This window comes from Thalassomonas actiniarum, from assembly GCF_000948975.2.
Classification (GTDB): domain Bacteria; phylum Pseudomonadota; class Gammaproteobacteria; order Enterobacterales; family Alteromonadaceae; genus Thalassomonas; species Thalassomonas actiniarum.
Window position 1 is genome coordinate 6336860 of the sequence record NZ_CP059735.1, and the last position, 22185, is coordinate 6359044.

The 22185-nt window shown below is 49.6% G+C and carries 25 protein-coding genes; 7 read left to right on the plus strand and 18 right to left on the minus strand.

The window, feature by feature from the left end:
• Positions 1 to 51 precede the first annotated feature (51 nt).
• Positions 52 to 627 (minus strand): chorismate--pyruvate lyase family protein, encoded by a 576-nt coding sequence (locus tag SG35_RS27570; RefSeq protein ID WP_044834310.1) that lies wholly within the window; start codon positions 625 to 627, stop codon positions 52 to 54.
• Positions 628 to 868: 241 nt separating this feature from the next.
• On the opposite strand from SG35_RS27570, the gene SG35_RS27575 reads away from it, so the two are divergent.
• Positions 869 to 1249 (plus strand): flagellar basal body-associated protein FliL, encoded by a 381-nt coding sequence (locus SG35_RS27575; RefSeq protein WP_044834470.1) that lies wholly within the window; start codon positions 869 to 871, stop codon positions 1247 to 1249.
• A 57-nt stretch (positions 1250 to 1306) separates the two neighbouring features.
• Here the strand turns inward: SG35_RS27575 and glpG are convergent, their stop codons facing one another.
• From glpG to SG35_RS27600, 5 genes are all read right to left on the minus strand, one after another.
• Positions 1307 to 2167, minus strand: a complete 861-nt coding sequence (glpG, locus tag SG35_RS27580) for a rhomboid family intramembrane serine protease GlpG (RefSeq protein ID WP_053043225.1) — start codon at positions 2165 to 2167, stop codon at positions 1307 to 1309.
• On the minus strand, positions 2164 to 2499 hold the full coding sequence (glpE, locus tag SG35_RS27585; protein ID WP_044834311.1) for a thiosulfate sulfurtransferase GlpE: 336 nt from the start codon (positions 2497 to 2499) through the stop codon (positions 2164 to 2166). The genes glpG and glpE overlap by 4 nt, the downstream gene beginning before the upstream one ends.
• Positions 2500 to 3531, minus strand: a complete 1032-nt coding sequence (tdh, locus tag SG35_RS27590; RefSeq protein ID WP_044834312.1) for an L-threonine 3-dehydrogenase — start codon at positions 3529 to 3531, stop codon at positions 2500 to 2502.
• Between the two features lie 191 nt (positions 3532 to 3722).
• Positions 3723 to 4916: a glycine C-acetyltransferase gene (locus SG35_RS27595; protein ID WP_044834313.1), complete on the minus strand. Its 1194-nt coding sequence runs from the start codon at positions 4914 to 4916 to the stop codon at positions 3723 to 3725.
• Positions 4917 to 5174: 258 nt separating this feature from the next.
• Entirely contained in the window at positions 5175 to 6020 is an 846-nt protein-coding gene (locus SG35_RS27600; RefSeq protein ID WP_084692865.1) for a serine aminopeptidase domain-containing protein, read from the minus strand.
• 137 nt (positions 6021 to 6157) lie between these two features.
• On the opposite strand from SG35_RS27600, the gene waaA reads away from it, so the two are divergent.
• Positions 6158 to 7459 carry a lipid IV(A) 3-deoxy-D-manno-octulosonic acid transferase gene (gene waaA / locus SG35_RS27605; protein ID WP_044834315.1) on the plus strand — a complete coding sequence of 434 codons (1302 nt, stop codon included), beginning with the start codon at positions 6158 to 6160 and terminating at the stop codon, positions 7457 to 7459.
• Positions 7460 to 7481: 22 nt separating this feature from the next.
• Here the strand turns inward: waaA and SG35_RS27610 are convergent, their stop codons facing one another.
• On the minus strand, positions 7482 to 8549 hold the full coding sequence (locus SG35_RS27610; protein WP_201777820.1) for a glycosyltransferase family 9 protein: 1068 nt from the start codon (positions 8547 to 8549) through the stop codon (positions 7482 to 7484).
• 51 nt (positions 8550 to 8600) lie between these two features.
• Here SG35_RS27610 and SG35_RS27615 point away from each other — a divergent pair, with 51 nt between their 5' ends.
• Positions 8601 to 9347 carry a 3-deoxy-D-manno-octulosonic acid kinase gene (locus tag SG35_RS27615; protein ID WP_236702640.1) on the plus strand — a complete coding sequence of 249 codons (747 nt, stop codon included), beginning with the start codon at positions 8601 to 8603 and terminating at the stop codon, positions 9345 to 9347.
• Between the two features lie 11 nt (positions 9348 to 9358).
• On the opposite strand, the gene SG35_RS27620 is transcribed toward SG35_RS27615, so the two are convergent.
• Positions 9359 to 10015 carry a TetR/AcrR family transcriptional regulator gene (locus SG35_RS27620; protein WP_044834316.1) on the minus strand — a complete coding sequence of 219 codons (657 nt, stop codon included), beginning with the start codon at positions 10013 to 10015 and terminating at the stop codon, positions 9359 to 9361.
• Between the two features lie 168 nt (positions 10016 to 10183).
• Here SG35_RS27620 and coaD point away from each other — a divergent pair, with 168 nt between their 5' ends.
• The gene (coaD, locus tag SG35_RS27625) at positions 10184 to 10666 is read left to right on the plus strand and encodes a pantetheine-phosphate adenylyltransferase (RefSeq protein ID WP_044834317.1); all 483 of its coding nucleotides are present in this window, start codon (positions 10184 to 10186) and stop codon (positions 10664 to 10666) included.
• A gap of 147 nt (positions 10667 to 10813) precedes the next feature.
• Here the strand turns inward: coaD and mutM are convergent, their stop codons facing one another.
• The 8 genes from mutM to radC form a co-directional block, all read right to left on the minus strand.
• A complete protein-coding gene (mutM, locus tag SG35_RS27630) occupies positions 10814 to 11629 on the minus strand; it encodes a bifunctional DNA-formamidopyrimidine glycosylase/DNA-(apurinic or apyrimidinic site) lyase (protein WP_044834318.1) in 816 nt (271 codons plus the stop codon).
• A 9-nt stretch (positions 11630 to 11638) separates the two neighbouring features.
• Entirely contained in the window at positions 11639 to 12118 is a 480-nt protein-coding gene (locus SG35_RS27635; RefSeq protein ID WP_044834319.1) for a hypothetical protein, read from the minus strand.
• A 96-nt stretch (positions 12119 to 12214) separates the two neighbouring features.
• Positions 12215 to 12370: a 50S ribosomal protein L33 gene (gene rpmG / locus SG35_RS27640; protein WP_044834320.1), complete on the minus strand. Its 156-nt coding sequence runs from the start codon at positions 12368 to 12370 to the stop codon at positions 12215 to 12217.
• Between the two features lie 9 nt (positions 12371 to 12379).
• Positions 12380 to 12616, minus strand: a complete 237-nt coding sequence (rpmB, locus tag SG35_RS27645; protein ID WP_084692866.1) for a 50S ribosomal protein L28 — start codon at positions 12614 to 12616, stop codon at positions 12380 to 12382.
• A gap of 300 nt (positions 12617 to 12916) precedes the next feature.
• Complete coding sequence (locus tag SG35_RS27650) at positions 12917 to 13315, minus strand: hypothetical protein (protein ID WP_044834321.1); 399 nt, start codon at positions 13313 to 13315, stop codon at positions 12917 to 12919.
• Positions 13302 to 13970 (minus strand): AAA family ATPase, encoded by a 669-nt coding sequence (locus SG35_RS27655; RefSeq protein WP_044834322.1) that lies wholly within the window; start codon positions 13968 to 13970, stop codon positions 13302 to 13304. Before SG35_RS27655 ends, SG35_RS27650 begins: the two co-directional genes overlap by 14 nt.
• 55 nt (positions 13971 to 14025) lie before the next feature.
• Entirely contained in the window at positions 14026 to 14331 is a 306-nt protein-coding gene (locus SG35_RS27660; protein WP_044834323.1) for a PilZ domain-containing protein, read from the minus strand.
• Between the two features lie 151 nt (positions 14332 to 14482).
• A complete protein-coding gene (gene radC / locus SG35_RS27665) occupies positions 14483 to 15157 on the minus strand; it encodes a RadC family protein (RefSeq protein WP_044834324.1) in 675 nt (224 codons plus the stop codon).
• Positions 15158 to 15258: 101 nt separating this feature from the next.
• Here radC and coaBC point away from each other — a divergent pair, with 101 nt between their 5' ends.
• The 3 genes from coaBC (at position 15259) to SG35_RS27680 (ending at position 18780) form a co-directional block, all read left to right on the plus strand.
• Complete coding sequence (gene coaBC, locus SG35_RS27670; RefSeq protein WP_044834325.1) at positions 15259 to 16473, plus strand: bifunctional phosphopantothenoylcysteine decarboxylase/phosphopantothenate--cysteine ligase CoaBC; 1215 nt, start codon at positions 15259 to 15261, stop codon at positions 16471 to 16473.
• A 125-nt stretch (positions 16474 to 16598) separates the two neighbouring features.
• The gene (slmA, locus tag SG35_RS27675; protein ID WP_044834326.1) at positions 16599 to 17183 is read left to right on the plus strand and encodes a nucleoid occlusion factor SlmA; all 585 of its coding nucleotides are present in this window, start codon (positions 16599 to 16601) and stop codon (positions 17181 to 17183) included.
• A gap of 139 nt (positions 17184 to 17322) precedes the next feature.
• Positions 17323 to 18780 carry an aminoacyl-histidine dipeptidase gene (locus SG35_RS27680; protein WP_044834327.1) on the plus strand — a complete coding sequence of 486 codons (1458 nt, stop codon included), beginning with the start codon at positions 17323 to 17325 and terminating at the stop codon, positions 18778 to 18780.
• Positions 18781 to 19097: 317 nt separating this feature from the next.
• Here SG35_RS27680 and SG35_RS27685 read toward each other — a convergent pair whose 3' ends face one another.
• On the minus strand, positions 19098 to 21449 hold the full coding sequence (locus tag SG35_RS27685) for a Tex family protein (protein WP_044834328.1): 2352 nt from the start codon (positions 21447 to 21449) through the stop codon (positions 19098 to 19100).
• A gap of 220 nt (positions 21450 to 21669) precedes the next feature.
• The gene (greB, locus tag SG35_RS27690; protein WP_044834329.1) at positions 21670 to 22146 is read right to left on the minus strand and encodes a transcription elongation factor GreB; all 477 of its coding nucleotides are present in this window, start codon (positions 22144 to 22146) and stop codon (positions 21670 to 21672) included.
• Positions 22147 to 22185 lie beyond the last annotated feature (39 nt).

Sequence of the window (22185 nt, forward strand, 5' to 3'; positions counted from 1 at the left end):
AACTCCTGCAAGCCACAGGTGCTCACTCACCCATGGTCTGGATCTAAGACATTAAACGACCGCAGCTTCCTGATAGGCAAAGGCACCGGGTAAAAAAACTTCCGCCACCATAATCGGCTTTTGCTGCAGGTAAAATAACGAACGGCGGCCCCAAAGCTCAGTGGTATCTTCAAGCGCCATCATCCGGGTCAAGGCGGCCACCGGGCTTTGCCGGTCCAGACAGGCGATCTCGATATCTTTACGCTCTAAATCGGGGCTGTTGAACAGTACCTGTCCCAGGGGTTGCTCCCCCAGGTGGGCCAGTTGCCGCTCACTGCCGGTTAAGCTGGTTAACGGCAATAAGCTTCTGGCGAAAACCTGAGGCACATCATCACAATAAAGTATCACTTCCCGCACCAGCACCTGATCGCCGGCTTTGATATCGCCATGGGCTTCTGCCGCGCTGCACGGCAACATTTCTTGCCCCAGTACTTCAACCCGAAAGTGTGAGCATAACTGCTTTAATCTTGCGGTTAGGGAGCCGGGAGCAAGCAACCAGTCAGACAAACCGGCATGTAAAGCATAAGCCGCCGGCCTTTGCCAACGCACGTCCAGGGTTACCGGAAATAAAATATGTTGTTCACTCATCGCCATTGATATTAGTAGACTGTTAACTTAAACGCGCACATGATATCAGGGTTTTGAGCTTTCCCATAATGAATCCCTTAGGCAGTACAGAATTTACTGCCTGGCCCTGTTAACGGCTTATCTTGTTAACAGCATTAAATAAAAAACAGTTTTTTATGAAAATGCTAGACTATTTAACCAAAAATCAGGTTATTATAGCGCCAAGGACTTTTCTCTTATCACGAAACACATGTTGACCATTATGAAAAAATCTCTTTTGTTTTTTGTCTGTCTGTTCGCCTTACCGACAACCAAAGCAGCCGATTACGTTTATTATGGTTTCGAGCCGGCAATCGTGACCAACTATGTCGCGGTCAAGAAAAAAATGGGTTATGTGCGCCTGACGGTAGAGCTGATGATCGAAGGCCCCAATAATTTTGAAGTGGTTGAGCACCATTCGCCGCTGCTGCGCGATGCCATCATTACCATTATCGGCCAGCAGCCGGAAGAAAAAATAAAATCCATCCGCGGCCGCTCGGAAATCCAGCGTTTATGCGAGCTTAAAGTACAGAATTTACTGACCCAGGAAACCGGCAAACCTTTAGTGAAAAAGTTACTCTTTACCCAGTGGCTGGATAACTAAACCTTTAAAAGCATAAACAAGCAGGCATAACTGCCTGCTTGTTTTAAGCCATAATAATCAAGTATCTTTTTTCCACACCGCCTGCGCTACCGCAAGCAAACAGCCGCTGATCAGCCCGAGCAAGTGAGCGGTGTTGGCCATATTGATCGGTAAGACATCGGCATACCCGAGCAGTAGCCAGAACAGTAAAAAACCCACCAAAGGTTTGGATAAAAACAACCCTTTTTCCGGCGCCAGCCAGCCCATCCACCAGACAAAACCCACCAGGCCATAAACCACGCCGGACAAGCCGCCGAAATTAGCCCCGGATACCAGGTATTGCCCGACATTGGAAGCAATCGCCGACAAGAGCAATAGATGGACTAACACCCCTTTGCCCAGGATTTTTTCAACGCTGCCCCCCAGCTGCCACCACCACATGGTATTAAAGACAATATGCAACCAGGAAAAGTGGAAAAACGCCGGTCCCAATAGCCTAAGCGGCTGATCAACAAACGCCGCCCAGGAGAATTGCGGATAAAACTGCAGATAACTGAAAATATGACGGGCGCCGCCGAATAAACTGGCCAGAAAAACCAGCCAGCATAAGGCAAACACCGTTAAGGTCACTATCCCGGCATGGGCAAGAAAATGCTCTTTGAAACTTGCCAGCAACGACGGGCCATTGGCCTGCACCTGTCCGGCATTGCCATGCTGCCACGCCGCCTGCTGGTACTTGGGGTGATAGGGCTGCTGGCTGAACTGCTCAAATTCCGCTTTCGCCTGGGAAATTTTATCCGCCGGGCAATAGACCACATACACATCCTGCTCGCTCACCGCCTCAGCCCGGATCCCCAGACTGGTAAGGTGATTAACGAATAATAAGGCGATGGCCTGCTGGTTAATCTCTACCAGTGCCTGCAGCGGCTGCTCAGTCATGAGTGTTCAACATCATCGGGGTAGACCTGCTGCCATTCGGTAAAACCGCCGTCTAACGAATAGACATCGGTGAAGTCCTGGCTGATCAGGTATTGCGCCGCCTGCTGGCTGGAAATGCCGTGATAACAACACACCACCACAGGGGCATCGGGATCGGCGCTGCGCAGAAAATCCGCCAGGGATTCATTGCTCAGATGCACCGCCTTGGGAATATGACCGGCCTGGAACGAGGCCGGATCGCGGATATCAACCACAGTAAACTCGCCACCGGCCAAAACCTGATGCAAGTCACTGGTTTTAAAATGCTTAAACCGGGTATCATCCTGCGACATTTATTCATCCTCCCAGTTGAGAATGACTTTGCCCGACTGACCCGAACGCATCACATCAAAGCCTTGCTGAAAGTCATCAATACTAAAATGATGGGTAATAATCGGCGATAAATCCAATCCCGACTGGACTAAACTGGCCATCTTATACCAGGTTTCAAACATTTCCCGGCCATAAATACCTTTGATGGTCAGGCCCTTAAAGATAACCTTGCTCCAGTCAATGGCCATATCCTTGCCGGGAATACCCAACATGGCAATCTTGCCGCCGTTATTCATGTTTTCCAGCATATCGGTAAAGGCCGCCGGTACACCGGACATTTCCATGCCGACATCAAAACCTTCACTCATGCCCAGCTCAGACATGACCTCGGTTAAGTTTTGCTTGGCAACATTCACCGCCCGGGTCGCGCCCATTTTCATCGCCAGTTCCAGGCGGTAGTCGTTCACATCCGTGATCACCACATGGCGCGCGCCGACGTGTTTAGCCACGGCAGCCGCCATGATGCCGATAGGACCGGCGCCGGTGATCAAGACGTCTTCACCGACCAGATCAAAAGATAAAGCGGTATGTACGGCATTACCGAAGGGATCAAAAATTGCCGCCAGATCATCGGAGATTTCATCCGGTAATTTAAAGGCGTTATAGGCGGGGATCACCAGGTATTCGGCAAAAGCTCCCGCGCGATCCACCCCGACCCCTATGGTATTACGGCACAAATGGGTCCGGCCGCCGCGGCAGTTGCGACAATGGCCACAGGTAATATGCCCTTCGCCGGACACCCGGTCACCAATTTCAAAACCTTTTACTTCCAGGCCGATACCGACCACTTCACCGGCATATTCATGCCCCACCACCATAGGCACGGGAATGGTTTTTTGCGACCACTCGTCCCAGTTGTAGATATGAATATCGGTACCGCAAATGGCGGTTTTCTTAATTTTAATCAGCAGATCATTATGCCCGAGCTTAGGTTTGACACTTTTGGTCATCCAGATCCCGGGTTCTGCTTTGAGTTTTGCCAGTGATTTCATTACTTTTACCTGTGATAAGACCTTAACTGTCGGCCTTAAAATAATAGCCTCAATTGTGCTCCAACATTCAGGCTATCCCTTAACCGGTGAGAATATTCCTTAGGGTCTGCCGCTCTCGGGCAGCCCCGGCTCACATTTTAATTTGCTTGGCTTGTACTGTTGTAGCTTGTATTCGCTTTTTTAGCTTTATTTTAGACAAGGCCCATGTCTTTACCGATACGGATAAAGGCTGCTATCGCCTGGTCCAGCTGCTCTTTGCTGTGGGCGGCAGAAATCTGGGTGCGGATACGCGCCTGGCCTTTTGGCACAACCGGGAAAGAAAAACCGATCACATAAATGCCTTCGCTTAATAAACGGTTGGCCATTTCACCGGCAACTTTGGCATCGCCGAGCATCACAGGGATAATGGCGTGGTCGGCGCCGGCACAGGTAAAGCCCGCCGCTTCCATCTGCTCGCGGAAGTAGCTGGCATTGGTTTTTAATTTTTGTCTTAAGGCATCGCCATCCGCCAATAATTCCAGGGTTTTAATGGAGGCATTAACAATCGCCGGCGCCAGCGAGTTAGAGAACAAATACGGACGTGAACGCTGACGTAACCAGTCGATCACTTCTTTCTTACCTGAAGTATAACCGCCGGAAGCACCGCCCATGGCCTTGCCTAAAGTACCGGTAATAATATCTACCCGGCCCATCACTTCACAGTGTTCATGGCTGCCCCGTCCCTGTTCGCCGACAAAACCCACCGCGTGGGAGTCATCGACCATCACCAGGGCATTGTATTTATCCGCCAGATCGCAAATGCCTTTTAAGTTGGCGATCACGCCGTCCATAGAGAATACACCGTCGGTGGCGATCAATTTAAAGCGGGCCCCGGCTTCATCCGCCTGTTGCAGGCATTTTTCCAGCTCAGCCAGATCGTTGTTGGCATAACGGAAACGTTTCGCTTTACATAAACGCACGCCGTCAATAATGGAGGCATGGTTTAGGGCATCACTGATAATGGCATCTTCCGGCCCCAACAAGGTTTCAAATAAACCGGCATTGGCGTCAAAACAGGAAGAATATAAAATAGTGTCTTCCATGCCGAGGAAATCACTGAGTTTCTGCTCCAGGGTTTTATGAATATCCTGGGTACCGCAAATAAAACGCACCGAGGCCATACCAAAGCCGTGCTCATCCAGCCCTTGCTTGGCCGCGGCGATCAGATCCGGGTGGTTAGCCAGGCCCAAATAGTTATTGGCGCAAAAATTAATAACCTTTTCGCCGGTATTCACGGCAATTTGCGCTTGCTGAGCACTGGTGATCACCCGCTCATCCTTGTATAAACCGTCTTCTTTGACTTGTTGCAACTCTGTTTGCAGGTGACTATAAAAATTCGATGACATAAACGCCTCGGCAGTTAACTAATGATGATTCACCGTCCGTTAGCAAGACTTTCATAGCTAAACATGCTGTTACAGCACAGGTATAAAAAAAGAGACGCTAAACAAACGGTATCGACTAATAAATTGTCCGTATTGTACGATAATTTTTGCTCAGGTATAGTCCGATCTGTGTTACAAATCGATATTTTTGAAAACCAGCCATGAAAATATTCATGGCGGACAACAAAGACAGGGCTTGTCGGGGGTAACCGGGGCGGGTCACTGGTTCATTTTCAGCCACAAGGTAATGTCTTCCACCAGGTAATGGTTGGCATTTAACAACGCCTGCTCCACCCGATTGCCTTTAAAAATCTGGCTTTTCGACTTGCGTGAACCATTCCATTCAAACAACTCTTTGGCGGTTTTAAAACTCTCCAGATGCTGGGCAGAATTAATAAAATAGCTGGGAATATCCATCAACTCCTTATAACGCTCTTTATCGGCATAATCCATGATCGGGGTGATCAATACCATGGCATTAATGTGCATTTTATCCGCCAGGCTCACCGCCTGAACCGAGGAACAGCCGCTGGCCACCACGGAAATTCCCTGGCTGCGCTCAATTTTTTTACGCAAATACAGATAAGCGGCCATCACATCGTCATGCCAGTAAGCCCTTAAGGCGGCAAGTTGCCCCTGGTAAGTGGTAATATCCTGGGCGCGCAGATGAATTTTACGCTCGGAAAATTCCTCGGAAATACTGCGGCCAAAACCGCGCAAATCTATGGTTAAGGCATGTAAGCCGTTTGCCGACAAGGTTTTGCCCAGCTCGGCATAACGGCTGCTGTCCCGGTTGCAGTCATGCAGGATCAAAGCCCCGGACGCATCTTCTTCACCGGGAAAATAATTACCGTGAATCAAAAACTTATCCTGGGTTTGGAAACTGACGCTCTGTCCGGCGTTTTTATCAGGCGCAGCCGGTGAAAGCTGGCTCAACCTGGGGCTACCTTTTGCCTGGGAGACTGGGGTCATCAGCAACACAGCAAAGAGCACAAGGTACAATAAAGCGTGAAAACCACGTGGCATAACACAGGAAACAACTACTTTCGATTTATCCGTTACCATAACTACTCCGCCCTTGTTGCTTAGCTGATATCCCTAAAACACGATAACAGCATATTTTTACTTTGGATATTACCTAATCTCAGCGATAATCCTGCCATCTCCCAGTTTATAAAGCTCAATTGCTTTTATAAGGCTAAATGTTGAAATATCACCTGGCATTATTACTTTACCGCTTATTTTTCCTAATAAACCTGCCTGTTATCATTATAGTGCTGCTTATTCGTTCAACCAAGCATAAGGCATACCGGCAACGCCTGGGCGAAAGATTGGGACTGGTGCCCGGGGGCATAAAACCAGGCTCCATAGTGATCCACGCCGCCAGTGTCGGTGAGGTCATGGCGTTGAAAGCCTTTGTTGAACAGGTTTTAGCAGCCTACCCCACACTGCCGGTCACCCTTACCACCTTTACCCCTACCGGCTCAGAGCAAGTAAAAAAACTTTTTGCCGGCAGGGTTCAGCATTGTTATCTACCTTTAGATATCTGGCCGTGCAGCGCACTGTTTCTCCACAAACTCGCCCCTAAAGCCATGGTATTTATGGAAACCGAGTTATGGCCTAATTTAATCAGCCAAAGCGCCGGTAAAAATATCCCCTTACTCCTTGTTAACGGCCGCTTGTCTGAAAACTCCATGAAAAATTACCGCAAACTAAGCTGGTTAATTGCCCCGGCATTAAAACGCTTTGCCGCCATCTTGTCCCAAAGCCAGCCCCACAGGGATAATTTCCTGGCTTTGGGAGCCAGCCCTGATACGTGTACGGTATCGGGTAATTTAAAATTCGATATCTCACAAACTACTGAGATCAGCAATAAGCAACAAGAATTATCCCGGCTGATGGCAAGCAGGGGACCGGTTTGGATCGCCGCCAGTACCCATGAGGGAGACGAACAACTGATGGTAGAGGCTTATAAGAAAGCCTGTGTTGAAGTACCTGAATTATTGCTGGTGCTGGTGCCGCGCCACCCGGAGCGCTTTGAAAAAGTCCATCAGTTATGCCTGGATGCCGATTTATCGGTCATCAAGCGCTCCGCCAATCAACCCCTGGGGCAGGATACCCAGGTGTGGCTGTTAGATACCCTGGGAGAGTTGATGGCGGCTTACGCCCTGTCGGATATCGTCACTATCGGCGGCACCTTCAGCCATATCGGCGGCCATAACCCGCTGGAACCCGCCTTGTTTAAAAAACCTGTCATCGTCGGCAGCGATATGAGCAATTTTGCTGAAATCCATCAACAATTCACTCAAGAACAAGCGGTGATCCAGCTGGCAGCAACAGGAGATGTCAGCACAGCACTGGCACAGCAGGTACAAAACCTGCTCGAGTCGCCGCAGCAGGCGCAAACCTTAGGTGAGAATGGCTATCACATTGTCCGGCAAAACCAGGGGGCAAGTGCTTTTAGCCTCAAGCAGTTAAGTCAGCTATTACCGGAAAACAGCTAAAAAGCCTAAATTGGTTGCCGGTTTACGCTTGGCTCAATTCCGGATAATGATCGGCGATCAGCTGGCGAATTTTATCTTTCACCTGATCAATGGCGATATCATTCATCAGATCGCTGCCTTTGGCCCTGATGCCCCAGGGCAGTTTACTTAAGGGCTTCCCGTATTGCTTTTGCACCGCCTGCTGGTAACAGCTGACCACATATTGCTGGAACAAATAGGGACCGGTACGGTGCGGGTTGCTATGGGCATATAAACCTATCACCGGGGTACCGACTGTTACCGCCATATGCGCCGGTCCGGTATCCGGGGCTATCACCAGGTGCGCCAGTTTCAGCACCGCCAGCAGCTGTTTTAAACTGGTTTTGCCTACCAGGTTTTCCACCCGGCTCTGGCTCAGCTTGCTGATTTCTGCCGCCAGTTGCTGCTCAAGTTCAGTCGGGCCGCCGCAGATCACGGGTAAAAAACCCAGCTGCGCTAAATGATCCGCTGCCTGGGCATAACCCCTGGCATGCCAGTTACGCTCCGCCTTGCTGGCGGCGGGACAAATCACCGCCAGCGGCCGCTCACCGCTAAACAGCTCACCGGCCCAGAGCATATCCTGATCTGTGATCGGCATCTGCCATTGCGGACGGGCCGGTTCCAGGCCAAGCGCCCGGGCAAACCCCATAAAGCCGTCCAGCACATGGGGATGCTCCTGGGCAGCAATGCGTTTGTTGGTAAACAGCCACTGTCCTTCAATGGCGCGCTTGCGGTCAAAACCGATTTTTACCTTGGCGGGGATACATAAGCTGGCCAGACTGGCCCTTAAGGCGACCTGCATATGCAATAGCAAATCAAACTTCCGCGACTTCAACTGGGCACGCAACTCCCGGTAACCTTGCAGCCCGGCTTTTTTATCAAAAATAACAAACTCAACATTGTCCAGTCCCTGCAACAAGCTGGCTTCTATCTTACCTATCACCCAGGTAATTTTCGTCTCCGGCCAATGGCGCTGAATATGCTGCACCATAGCCACGGCATGGCAAACATCGCCGATGGCAGATAAACGTAATAAACACAGATTTTTTGGAGCAGTTATTTGACCCGGCATGAAGGAATCACCACAATAGGCAGCTAAATAGAAAAAATTAGGGCTATTATCTTGAACCAGCCAGCAATTGTAAAACCTTGCCGGGAAAAAGTTTTACAGCAGGAAAATGTTTACTGTGTCTACGACGAAGCAAAAATCGCCAATTTTTCCCCCGAGATGCTCAGCGAACATTACTGGCAAAAACATAATGCCGTCAGCGGCAGCGCCCAGGGCAGGGGGACTACCTGGTTCATCTCGCACCAGCAGCAACAATGGGTGCTCAGGCATTATTACCGCGGCGGTTTGATCGGCAGGTTTAATAAAGACAGCTACTGGTTCGGCGGACAAAAAAATACCCGGGCAGCCCGGGAGTTTTCCTTATTGTTAACCTTGGAGCAACTCGGTTTACCGGCGCCGCAGCCCGTGGCCTACAGGGTGAAACGTCAGGGACTGTTTTACCGCGCCGATCTGCTTTCCACCCGCATTCAGGATGCCCGGGATCTGGTGGGTATATTAAGCGACCAGGGTCTTGATGAAAGCGTTTGGGCTGATATCGGCGCCACCATACGGCGCTTTCATGATCACGGCATCTACCACCATGACTTAAATAGCCATAATATTTTACTGGACCGGGAAAATAAGGTGTTCCTGATCGATTTTGACCGCGGCGAACAGCGCGCAGCCAAGCCAAGCTGGCAGCAGGCCAATATGGAGAGGTTACTGAGATCTTTTCGCAAAGAACAAAATAAAATACCCGGCTTTCACTGGCAAGAACAGCACTGGCATATGCTGATGCTAGGTTACCGCCAAAGCCAATAGTATTTTATGCCCTAGGCCGCATGCAGGGCATTCATATAACGTTGCTGGTACATTTCCCTGGCTTTGAGAAATTCGGGCATGGCGGACTCTGTGATATAGGGACGTATGATCACCAGAATTTTGAGGACTCCCTGATAGAAAACGGCATCGTTGATTTCAACATCGATATTCTGGGTCTGGTAGAAGCTGATCCAGAAAGTATTTACCAGACGTAAGATACTGACAATATCCGGCAGCTCTTCGACATCAAAGTCCATCATATCGGCGTCGCGCAGGGACACCAGCAGCTGGCTGACCCGCTCGGCGATAGATTGCTGTACGCTGACATATTTATCGCGCAAACTCGGATTTTTCGCCAACAGTACAGGTAAATTGCTGTAGAAAAAGCGGAATTTCATCATTGCCTGGAACACGGCATCCATATAAAGAATGATGGCATCCAGGGGTTTAACATCGGGAGAGACCTGGGGGAAAGTCTCTAATACCAGGTTGCGGGCATATTCTTCATAAATCGATAAGATGATGTCTTCTTTATTGCGAAAGTGATAATAGAGGTTGCCGGGACTGATACCGAGGTGGGCGGCAATATGATTGGTCGTTACATTACGCTCCCCTTGCTCGTTAAATAATGCAATACTTGCTTGTATTATTTTATCACGCGTCTTCATATTATTATCTTCTTATAATGCCCACAGTAATTTTTCTATCATACTATCAAAAAATGCTTCACGGAAAGGCTTTCGAGTAAATACTTTAACAAAAGTCGCAGATCCCGGTTGTTATTCCGCCAGCCAGCCCTTTACAATATTAGCATCACCAAGCAATAAACCGCAGCTATGACAATAAAAGCAATTTACCCGGGCACCTTTGATCCGGTGACCAACGGCCATACCGATCTGATTGAACGGGCCAGCCATTTATTCAGTGAAGTTATCGTGGGCGTGGCTGCCAGCCCGAGTAAAAAACCCAGGTTTGAACTGGCGCAGCGGGTCGATATGATCCAGCAAGTCACCCGGCACCTGAGCAATGTCACTGTGGTCGGTTTCAGCGGCCTGTTGGTGGACTTTGCCAAAACCAACCAGGCTAAAGTGCTGATCCGCGGTTTGCGGGCGGTATCGGATTTCGAATATGAATTCCAGCTGGCCAATATGAACCGGCGTTTATCCCCCGAGCTGGAAAGTGTGTTCCTGACGCCGGCGGAAGAAAATTCCTTTATCTCTTCCACCCTGGTGAAAGAAGTCGCTTTGCACCAGGGCGACGTCAGTCAGTTCGTTCACCCCGTGGTAAAAGCAGCCTTAACCCAAAGCGTTAAAGCTTAAAACTATTGTATCCAATATCGGGCTCTGCCATTTGACACCAAAGAATGTCAGGCCCGCTCATATCTCGTTCACCCGAGAGTTAAAGCAGCCCCAGAGTGTTAAAGCTTACGCAAAAACGGCGAAACCGGTTGTCAAAAGTAGTTGTGTTTAATCCTTTTGGCAGCTGGGGCAATAAACCGAACTGCGGTTACCCTGTCTTACTTCCAGCAATTCGCTGCTGCACTGCAGGCAAGGCTCTCCGGCCCGGCCATAAACAAAGAGTGACTGGGCAAAATATCCGGGACGCCCGTCCGCCTGGGTAAAATCTTTTAAGGTGGTGCCCCCCTGCCGGATCGCCGCTTTCAGTACTTCCTTGATAATATCCGTTAACTTATCCAAGCGCTGCTCGCTGAGGGTATTGGCCGGCGTGGTCGGTAAAATGCCCGCCTGGAACAGGGCTTCATTGGCGTAGATATTCCCGACCCCGACCACGATTTGATTGTTCATCAGCAGGGTTTTAATGGCCACCTTACGGTTTTTTGCCTTGGCATAAAGATAACCATGAGCAAAATCGTCACTGAGCGGCTCCGGCCCCAACTTACTTAACAGCCCCAAATCATCCTGATGCTGATCCAGCCATAAGACCGCGCCGAATCGCCGGGGATCATTCAGGCGCAGGGCACTGTTGTGGCCAAAAACCAGATCAAAATGATCATGTTTGGCCACCGGCGTATCCGCCCTGATCACCCGGATAGTACCCGACATGCCCAAATGTAACACTAAGGTGCCGGTGTCAAAACGGATCAACAGATATTTGGAGCGGCGATCCACCGCCTGCACTTTATGGCCCACCAGCAGCTTGACTTCATCAGGGATCGGCCAGCGCAGCCTGGCATTGCGGACAATCACATCTGTGACTTGCTGATCGAGAATATGGGGGCTGATCCCCAGGCGGCACACTTCAACTTCGGGTAATTCGGGCATAAATACTCACTACAACAGGGACGGCGGTAACAACTGGCGGTAAATAGGCAAGGGCAAAGATAACCAGAGCTTTTGGCTGTGATGATAAAGAAACAGCTGTTCAGACACGGGATAAAGGCTAAACACTTGCGGTTGCTCCTGTCCCGCCAAATGCAGGGTAACCACCACGGAAGAGACCTGTTCCAGCCCCGCCGGCGCCTCTACCACAGTGCCGCTATTATCCTGCCAGGCCAGCATCATCTGATCCAGCGCCTGGCCGGTGATTATCGCAGGGGTTGCACGCCAGGTACGGCCGATACGCTCAATCACCAGCTGCTGGTTGACTTCCAGGGTTAAGATCGCACTGTGGCGGTCAATAATATAAACTTCCTGGCCGCTGTTATTTTCCCCCGGCTCCATCAGACCTTTATTCATCTGGTGGATCAGTAAAATCATCGCCATCACAGAAAAAATAATGACATTATTCCAGCCGGCCCGTGATAATTTCATCCCTACACCTGTCTCGTTTACCAATAACCTAATGATACTGAATTTCAGGCAATAAAAAACCCGGTAAAAACCGGGTTTTTGTCAAGAAGGCTAAAATTACTTGATTTTAGCTTCTTTGTACATCACGTGTTTACGTGCTTTTGGATCAAACTTTTTGATTTCCATTTTTTCAGGCATAGTCTTTTTATTCTTATCAGTAGTATAAAAATGACCTGTACCGGCGCTGGAAACTAAACGAATTTTATCACGCATAATAATTCCTTAAACTTTTTCGCCGCGAGCACGGATGTCTGCTAATACAGCATCGATGCCTTTTTTATCGATAATACGCATACCTTTAGGGGTTAAACGTAATTTAACGAAACGATTTTCACTTTCAACCCAAAAACGGTGAGATTGAAGGTTCGGTAAGAAACGACGACGAGTTGCGTTTCTTGCGTGAGAACGGTTGTTCCCTACGACTGGTTTTTTGCCTGTTACTTGGCAAACTTTAGACATGTGAGTCACTCCAAAATTAATTTCAGCTCGAGCTATCTTGCCCCACGGCCGTCGCCTTGGGATCCTGAAAAAGGTGGCATATTATAGAGAAACTAAATGATGAATGCCAGCTTTTCTCTGCCCACAAGTGAAAACTATATATTTAACCAGATATTTCAATACATTAAAGAAATAAAAGCCAAAGAAATCGCGAGTTTTTGCAACAAATATTGTTGTTTAATACGTCTATATGGACAAATTTACACCGGGATTTCTTGCCGGGTAGCTGCGTTCTCAGCAATGAAAACCGCCCCGGCGGCTTCAATTAGTATCAGATGACAACAGCTTTTTCAATTGCTCGTGCTGTTCCTGGTTGCATAACTCGGCAATCAGGATACGAATAATGTGGGATTTGGCCAGCTTGCTTTCATTAGCCAACAGCTGTAACTGCGCTATCGCTTCTTCGCTTAAGGTAAAAGTCGCATGACGAAAAGGTTTGGCGGGCTTTTGTTGCTGCTCTTGTCGGGCAAGGTGTTTTTGGGCCTCAGAGATCGCCTGAGACAAAGTTAACGGCTCTTTCAGTTCGGCATTGGTGTCAGTGCTCACTATCTCCGGCTGACCTTTGGCATAATTTTCCGCATCAGAGATAAATTCATCCACGGTGAAATTTTTCTTTTTCCCCGTCGGTTTTTTCGATTTTTTAAGATCAGTTAAACTCATGCGAGTTGTCCGGTTTCATCGCCAGTATCTCTTCGGCAATAGCAATGATTTCGCCGGCCGCTTTTCCCTCGGCATCGATTTCCAGTACCGAAGAGCCTTTTTCTTCACTGTCATCATAAACATTACGGCTAAAAGTCACGGCATCGAGCACATTAATACCGTAGGAGCTGCACACTTCTTTGGCTTCCAGAATGCGGCTGGCCTGATTGGGTAAAGAAGGACACTGAGTGATCACAAAAGAGGCGAGCATTTTCGGGTTGACCATTTTACAGGTACTGAGCATATCTTCCATATGGGCCACGGTTTTCAAATCCCGGCGCTTGGGCCTTAAGGGGATGATCACATGGTCTGCCACCGACATCGCGGCGCGCAATGCCAGGTTATCCTGGCCGCCGCAATCGACAATCACATGATCGTAATGCTGGTTCAGGCTCAGCAAGTCATTGCGTATTTTACCATAAAGTTGAATACAGTTAATGGCGGGCAAGGTCGGATCGGTATTACGCGCCTGGATCCAGTCGGAAGTGGTTCTTTGCGGATCGCAGTCCACCATAAGCACAATGGCGTCCTTTTCCCGGGCAAAAAATACCGCCAGATTTTGCGCCAGGCAGCTCTTGCCGCTACCGCCTTTTTCACCACCCACTAATATCATCATATCGCCAGTCCTTTATGGTCACCTGCCGGGTTTATTTGTTTATTATAGCCAAAGACTAATCATCCAACTGTAATGCAATTTCAAACCAGCCGTTGTCTTGCTCTTTACAGCGCACCACTTTCCCGGTCATAGACTTACTCCCGGGATTGGCCGCTTTAAATAATATATGGGTTTTTGTCTCCAGCGGAATAGGCTGATCACTGTCGAGCCTGACCCCGGTGCGGGAAAAGTCAACGCAAGTGACTTTTTTCAGGTATTGCTGACCGCCGCCATCGGTCCAGCCAACATCCACCAGTTCTTTTTCCATATCAAGTCGAAAAGCCCCCCGGCGTTCGATATCTAAACTACTACCATCTCTCATCAGGTTACCCTCTCGTTATTAACTCAATGCAACTCGCACAAAAATCAACCACATGTTAATTAGCCCTAACTATAAAGCTAATAGCCATATTCCCAGCTTGCAAATTTTCAGGCTTTTTAACGGGTTTTTATCTTGTTTTCCTTCAAAAAGGCTAACCCAGCTCACCATGTTCGGCGAAGGAGTAACAATGGCCGCCGGCCACTATCATGTGATCCAGCACCCGGATATCCACTAAATTTAACGCCTGTATCAGCCTTTGGGTGATTTGTTTATCGGCAATACTGGCTTCGGCCAGGCCGGAGGGATGGTTATGACTGAGGATCACCGCCGCGGCATGATGTTTTATCGCCTGCTCCACCACAATACGCGGATAAACCGCCGCGGCATCGACGGTGCCAAAAAACAAGCGTTCAAATTTCAATACCTGGTGCTGGTTATTGAGATATAACACCGCAAAAATCTCCCGGGTTTCGTGGCGTAATTCGGCAATTAAATAGTCCCGGGTGGCCTGGGAAGAAAGCAGCTCCTGTCCGTTATTCATTTGCTCCGCCAGGTAACGCTTCGACATTTCCAGGCAGGCCTGCAACTGCACAAATTTGGCGCTGCCCAAGCCGTGTTGCTGGCAAAACTCATCATGCTCCGCCCGGTATATCCCGGAAATACTGCCGAAATTTTTGAGCAGCTGTTGCGCCAGCTCGACCACATGACAGCCTTTGACGCCGGTTCTTAAAAAAATCGCCAGCAGCTCGGCATCGGTTAAACTTTCCGCCCCTAAATGCAGTAACTTTTCCCTGGGACGTTCGAGATCAGGCAAGTCCTTTAACATAAGTTATTCCGTAACCTTGCAGTGATAGAAAGCGATAGGTAAGAGATTTTTACCGTCAATAATGTTATCTTGTCAGCAAACATTTTTAAGATTAGCAGGTTATGCAAATTCTTCAGGACAAAAAAATTGTTCTTGGGATCACCGGCGGAATAGCAGCCTATAAAACCCCGGAACTGGTCAGGCGCCTCAAAGAGCAGGGGGCCGATGTCAGGGTGGTAATGACCCAGGGCGCGAAAGCCTTTATTACCCCGATGACCTTACAGGCGGTGTCAGCCAACCCGGTTGCCGACAGCTTATTGGACCCTCAGGCGGAACTGGCCATGGGGCATATAGAACTTGCCAAATGGGCGGATCTGATTGTAATCGCCCCGGCAAGCGCCAATACCCTGGCCCGGCTGGCAACGGGCATGGCTGACGACCTGCTCAGCACTATCTGTTTAGCCAGCGCCGCCCCTATAGTCGTGGCCCCGGCCATGAACCAGCAAATGTGGCATGCCGACGCCACCCAGGCCAATGTCGACATCCTTACACGGCGCCAGGTCACTATCTGGGGACCGGGTGCAGGCGAACAGGCCTGCGGCGATGTCGGCCTGGGCCGTATGCTGGAACCGGAAGAATTAACCCGGCTTTGCTGCCAGCGATATCAGGAAAAAACCCTGGCAGGGCAACATTGGCTGCTCACCGCAGGCCCCACCCGGGAGGCCATAGATCCGGTACGTTATATTTCCAACCACAGCTCAGGGAAAATGGGCTATGCCATTGCCCGCGCCGCGGTAAATGCCGGTGCCCGGGTGACCCTGATCTCAGGCCCGGTAAACTTAACCCCTCCCCAGGGGTGCCGGGTTATCCAGGTAAACAGCGCCCTGGAAATGCATCAACAGGCCATGGCACTTGCCCCTAAGGCCAGTGTTTTTGTCGCCTGCGCCGCGGTAGCCGATTACCGCCTCGCGGATGTCGCCACGCAAAAAATAAAAAAAACCGCCGATGACATGGTGCTCAAACTGGTTAAAAACCCGGATATCGTCGCCGATGTTGCCGCCCTGAGTCAGCGTCCCTTTACCGTAGGTTTTGCCGCAGAAACCCAGGATGTCGAACAATATGCCCGCGGCAAACTCAGCCGTAAGAAACTGGACCTGATCGCCGCCAATGACGTCGCCAGGGAAGGGCAGGGATTTAACAGTGAAGACAACGCCCTGACGGTATTTAGCGCCGACTCTGCCACCGAGATAGCTTTGGCGAATAAACAGCAAGTGGCCAGCCAGCTGGTAACGATAATCAATCAAGCCTACCAGGCAAAAAATTCATCCACAGAATAAAGATTAAAGTAAAATAACCCTAGTTTGACGTTGGATTGCTGCTAAAGAACATTATACAATCACGTCAAAAAATAAGGCGGGCTCCGTAAAGTCCGCCATAACAATAAATCAGAGAAATAAGTTGTATGTCGGCTAATCAGAAACCAAATCGTAAGCAACAAATTTTAGAATGCCTGGCGTTGATGTTACAAACCAGCCCGGGACAGCGTATTACTACGGCAAAGCTCGCGGCCGAAGTAGGCGTATCTGAAGCGGCTTTATATCGCCACTTTCCTTCCAAGGCACGGATGTTCGAAGGTTTAATCGAATTTATTGAAGAGTCTATTTTTTCCCGTATCAATTTGATCTTGGGAGACCATAAAGAAGCCCTGATCCGCTGCCACCATATCCTGCATGTAATGCTGATTTTTGCAGAGCGTAACCCGGGCATGTGCCGCATTTTATCCGGCGATGCCATCATGGGAGAAAATGAACGTTTAGGTATCCGGGTGAACCAGTTTTTTGAAAAACTCGAATCCCAGTTCAAGCAGGTATTGCGTGAGCGCAAACTACGCGAAGGCAAAGGCTTTGATATCCCGGAGCAGGCGCTGGCCAATATGCTGGTGTCTTACACCGAGGGTAAAATCAGCCAGTACGTGCGTTCGAGTTTCAGCAAAAAACCCAGTGATGACTTTAATGAGCAATGGCAATTTTTAATGGCCAGTAAATAAGCTCTTATCACTTTACAAACGCTGGCTCCGCCGGCGTTTATGTTCAGGAAGAACGGTATGCCGTGATCGCATGGAAGCGAAAGAACGGCGCTAATCAAAAAATTACTCCAAAATTCAATAAGCTTATTAGGGAATTCTTATGAGCGATATCGCAAAATTACAACCTCAGGGCCTGTGGCAAATCTTCGACAACCTTTGTGCCATTCCACGCCCGTCTAAACACGAAGAAAAAGTCTCCGCCTGGATCCAGAACTGGGCCAAAGAGCTGGATCTGGCGGTAAAAGAAGATAAAGTCGGCAACCTGATCATCAGCAAAGGCGCCACAGCCGGCATGGAAGACCGCAAAGGCGTGATCTTACAAGCCCATATGGATATGGTGCCGCAAAAAAATGCCGACACCCGGCATGACTTCCTGACCGACCCTATCCGCCCTTATATCGACGGCGACTGGGTGACTGCAGAAGGCACCACCTTAGGCGCCGATAACGGTATCGGCCTGGCGTCTGCGCTGGCAGTTTTGGCCAGCAATGATATTCCCCACGGGCCATTAGAAGTATTAATCACTATCGATGAAGAAGCGGGCATGACCGGCGCCTTTGGCCTGGAACCGGGCTGGCTCGAAGGGGAGATTTTGATCAATACCGATTCCGAACAGGAAGGGGAAGTGTATATGGGTTGTGCCGGCGGCATCGACGGCTCGGTCACCTTTGATCTTGACTTTGATACTGTGCCTGCCGATAGCCAGGCTTTTAACTTATCCATTTCCGGCCTCAAAGGCGGTCATTCCGGCGTCGATATCCACACCGGCCGTGCCAATGCCAACAAACTGCTGGTACGCTTCTTATTGACAGCCAGCGACAGCTTCGGCATCCGTTTAACCGAATTAAACGGCGGCAGCCTGCGCAACGCCATCCCGCGTGAAGCCAATGCCAGTTTTGTCGTGCCCAATGCACAAATCGAACCGTTAAAAGCGGCACTGGACGACTACCTGCAAACCATACGCCACAATCTGGCCGGGGTAGAAACCGATATCGACATGCTGTTGATTTCGCCGGAAACCTTCGAGACCTGCTGGAACCTGGATAAGCAAAAGACCATCTTAAGAGCCCTTAATGCCTGCCCTAACGGCGTCATCCGCATGAGTGACGATATCGAAGGCATAGTAGAAACTTCGTTAAACCTGGGGGTGATGCGTTGTAAAGGCCCTAAGTTTGTCGCCTTGACCCTGATCCGCAGCTTACATGACGACGGCAGACTGGAAGCGCAACAAATGGTGCAGTCGGTATTTGCACTGGCACAGGCAAAAATCGAATTTTCCGGCGCCTACCCGGGCTGGAAACCGGACACCAGCTCAGCCATCATGCAGGTAGTACGGGATACCTACCAGGGATTATTTAACAAAATTCCTGAGATCATGGTGATCCATGCCGGCCTGGAATGCGGCCTGTTTAAAACCGCCTACCCGCATTGGGACATGGTGTCTTTCGGACCCACGATTAAGTTCCCGCATTCGCCGGATGAAAAAGTGGAAATCGCCACTGTCGGCCAATATTGGCAATTACTGGTCGCAGTACTGGCGGCTATCCCGGCTAAATAAGCTGACAACCGCCATATGCCGAAAAAAGCGCTGCCGAATTAACCGGCAGCGCTTTTTGTACAAATTCAGGCAAAAAAAACCGGCTGCATAACGCAACCGGTTTCCCGTCAAACTACAAATTTTAATGTGCGAGCAATTTACCGCCTTGCCATTGTGCGTCCTGGGTCACAAGGACTTGGCAGTAAACTATCTGGAGAGTTGCTATAAGGCATAAATCTTAGCTCCTCACCAGTTAACGCAAATGATAATAGTTATCGTTTGCGTTGTCAAACTTTTATTTGGTTATTTTTTAACAAAAGTTTTAACTGATTTTATTGTTACTTTTTCAGCTTGGCAAAAGCATCGGCAAAGGCATTGCCCATGGCAGCATTGGCCGGCTCTTTCGGCTTATGGCTTTTGCCTTTACCCTGCTTGGCTCCGCCCTTGCCGCCGGATTTCGCTCCCTTGTTTTGCTGACTACCGGCATCGGCAGCCTTACTTTTCTTATGGGCAGGTTTATCGCTGACTTTATCATCCAGACGCATGGTTAAACTGATACGTTTACGCTCAACGTCTACCTCAACCACTTTTACTTTCACAATATCGCCGGCTTTCACCACTTCCCGGGGGTCGCTGACAAACTTATCGGTTAACGAGGAAATATGCACCAGGCCGTCCTGATGCACGCCGACATCGACAAAAGCGCCGAAGTTGGCGACATTGGAAATCACCCCTTCGAGGATCATGCCCACTTTTAAGTCGGCAATGGTATTGACCCCTTCCTGGAAGGTCGCGGTTTGAAATTCGGGACGGGGATCGCGGCCGGGTTTTTCCAGCTCTTTGATCACGTCCTGCACCGTTAACTCACCAAATTTGTCCGTAACCAACTCTGGTGCCTTAAGTTGTTTCAACAATTCGCCGTTGCCTAAAACCGCATCCAACTCACTGTTTAACACTTTTGTAATTTGCTCTACCACAGGATAGGTTTCCGGGTGCACGCCGGATTTATCCAGCGGATTGTCGCCATTGGCGATACGCAGGAAACCCGCCGCCTGCTCAAAAGCCTTAGGCCCGAGGCGGGGCACTTTGATCAGTTCTTTACGGTTATTAAAGCGGCCGTTGGCATCACGAAACACCACCACATTTTGCGCCATGGTCTTGGTCAAGCCGGAAACCCGGGTCAGTAAAGGCACGGAAGCGCTGTTAAGATCGACACCGACGGCGTTTACACAATCTTCAATCACATCGTCCAGGGTTTTACTGAGCAGGCTCTGGCTGACATCGTGCTGGTACTGGCCAACCCCGATCGCCTTGGGATCGATTTTCACCAGCTCTGCCAGCGGATCCTGCAAGCGACGGGCAATGGATACCGCACCGCGCAGGGAAACATCCAGCTCGGGGAATTCATTGGCGGCAAATTCGGAGGCGGAATAAACGGAAGCCCCGGCTTCGCTGACCATAATTTTTCTCGGTTTAAGCGACTCCAGACTCTGAATCGCTTCAGCCACAAGTTTATCGCTTTCCCGTGAAGCGGTGCCGTTGCCTATGGCAATCAGTTCAATCTTATATTGCTGGCACAGGTTCGCTAACGTGCGTACCGATTTATCCCAATGGTTTTGCGGCGCATGCGGGAAAATGGTGGTGGTATATAACAACTTGCCGGTGCCGTCTACCACGGCAATTTTACAGCCGGTGCGCAGCCCGGGATCCAGTCCCAGGGTGGTTTTCGCCCCTGCCGGGGAAGCCATTAACAGATCATTCAAATTGCTGGAGAAAACCTTAATAGACTCCACTTCCGCCTGCTCTCTCAATTGGCCCAACAACTCATTTTCCAGGCTCAGGCTAAGTTTCACTTTCCAGCTCCAGCGCACCACCTTAGTTAAAAACTCCGCCGCCGCCTGTCCGGAAAGGCGCAGGTTAAAGTGTTCCATGATCAGCTGCTCGGCGCTGGAATAACTGCTGTCTTCCTGTCCCGGGTCAACATCGATATTAAGCTGAAGATAACCTTCGTTGCGGCCGCGGAACATGGCCAGGGCACGGTGGGACGGTACATTACGCAGCAATTCGCTATGTTCAAAGTAATCCCGGTATTTTGCCGCCTCTTTTTCTTTCCCCTTAACCAGGGTGCTGGTCAGGTGTGCCTGCTTTAATAAATGGCGACGCATTTTTTGCAGTAAATCGGCGTCTTCGGCAAAACGTTCGATCAGGATATAACAGGCGCCGTCAAGCACCGCTTTTTCGTCTTTAAAATCGGCATTGATAAAGTCTTTCGCCGCCTGCTCGGGGTTCACTTGCCAGTCTTGGTATAACTTGTCTGCCAGAGGCTCAATGCCCGCTTCTATGGCGATTTGTCCTTTGGTGCGGCGTTTGGGGCGGTAAGGCAAATACAGATCTTCCAGGCGGGTTTTGTTATCCGCCGCCAGGATTTGGCTTTTAAGCTCGGCTGATAAATTGCCCTGCTGCTCGATATTGGTAAGGATCACCTGGCGGCGATCTTCCAGGTCGCGCAAATAATTCAGACGCTGATCAAGATGGCGCAGGTGGTTGTCATCCAGGCCTTGTGTAGCCTCTTTACGGTAACGGGCGATAAAAGGGACCGTAGAGCCTTCATCCAACAAGGCGATTGCTGCACTGACTTGTGAAACTTTAACGGTTAATTCTTTGGCGATTTGCTCGGCAATTTGCGTCATGAATAATACATTCCGGCTGATTTTCGGCTAACGAAAATTAAGATAAAAAAAATTGCTTTTTATATACTCTTGATAGCGTCGATTTACCAGCATATTTTTCAATATTGCCGCTTCTGGCGCAAAAAATATCGATAAAATTGATTTTCATCAGCCGGATGACATCCTTGATGGCTGAAATTTGGCGACTGGCCGAAAATAATCAGCCAGACAGGAAGCACGGCTAATCCTTATTGTAGATGATCTTATTGATATACCAGGTTTTCTCCCCGCTTGGGGTATTGACCACAGCTTCATCGTCCACCTGTTTTTTTAATAACGCCCGGGCCATAGGGGAGTCTATCGAGGTATAGTCAGTGCGGCCGTAAATTTCATCCGGACCGACAATGCGGAAACTTAAGGTTTCTCCCTGGTCGTTTTCAATTTCCACCCAGGCGCCAAAAAAGACCTTGCCTTCCTGCTGCGGGGAATAATCGACAATTTTAATGCTTTCCAGGCGCTTGGTCAGGTAACGCACCCGGCGGTCTATTTCCCTGAGGCGTTTTTTATTGTATTGGTAGTCGGCATTTTCCGACCTGTCTCCCAGGCTTGCCGCCCAGGACACTTTCTGGGTAGTTTCCGGCCGCTCCACTTTCCACAGATGGGTTAACTCCTGCTGCAGCTGTTCATAGCCGCCCCGGGTGATTAAATTCGTTTTCATTTACCAGTATTCTCAACAAGCCGGTGATTGCAATGGTTA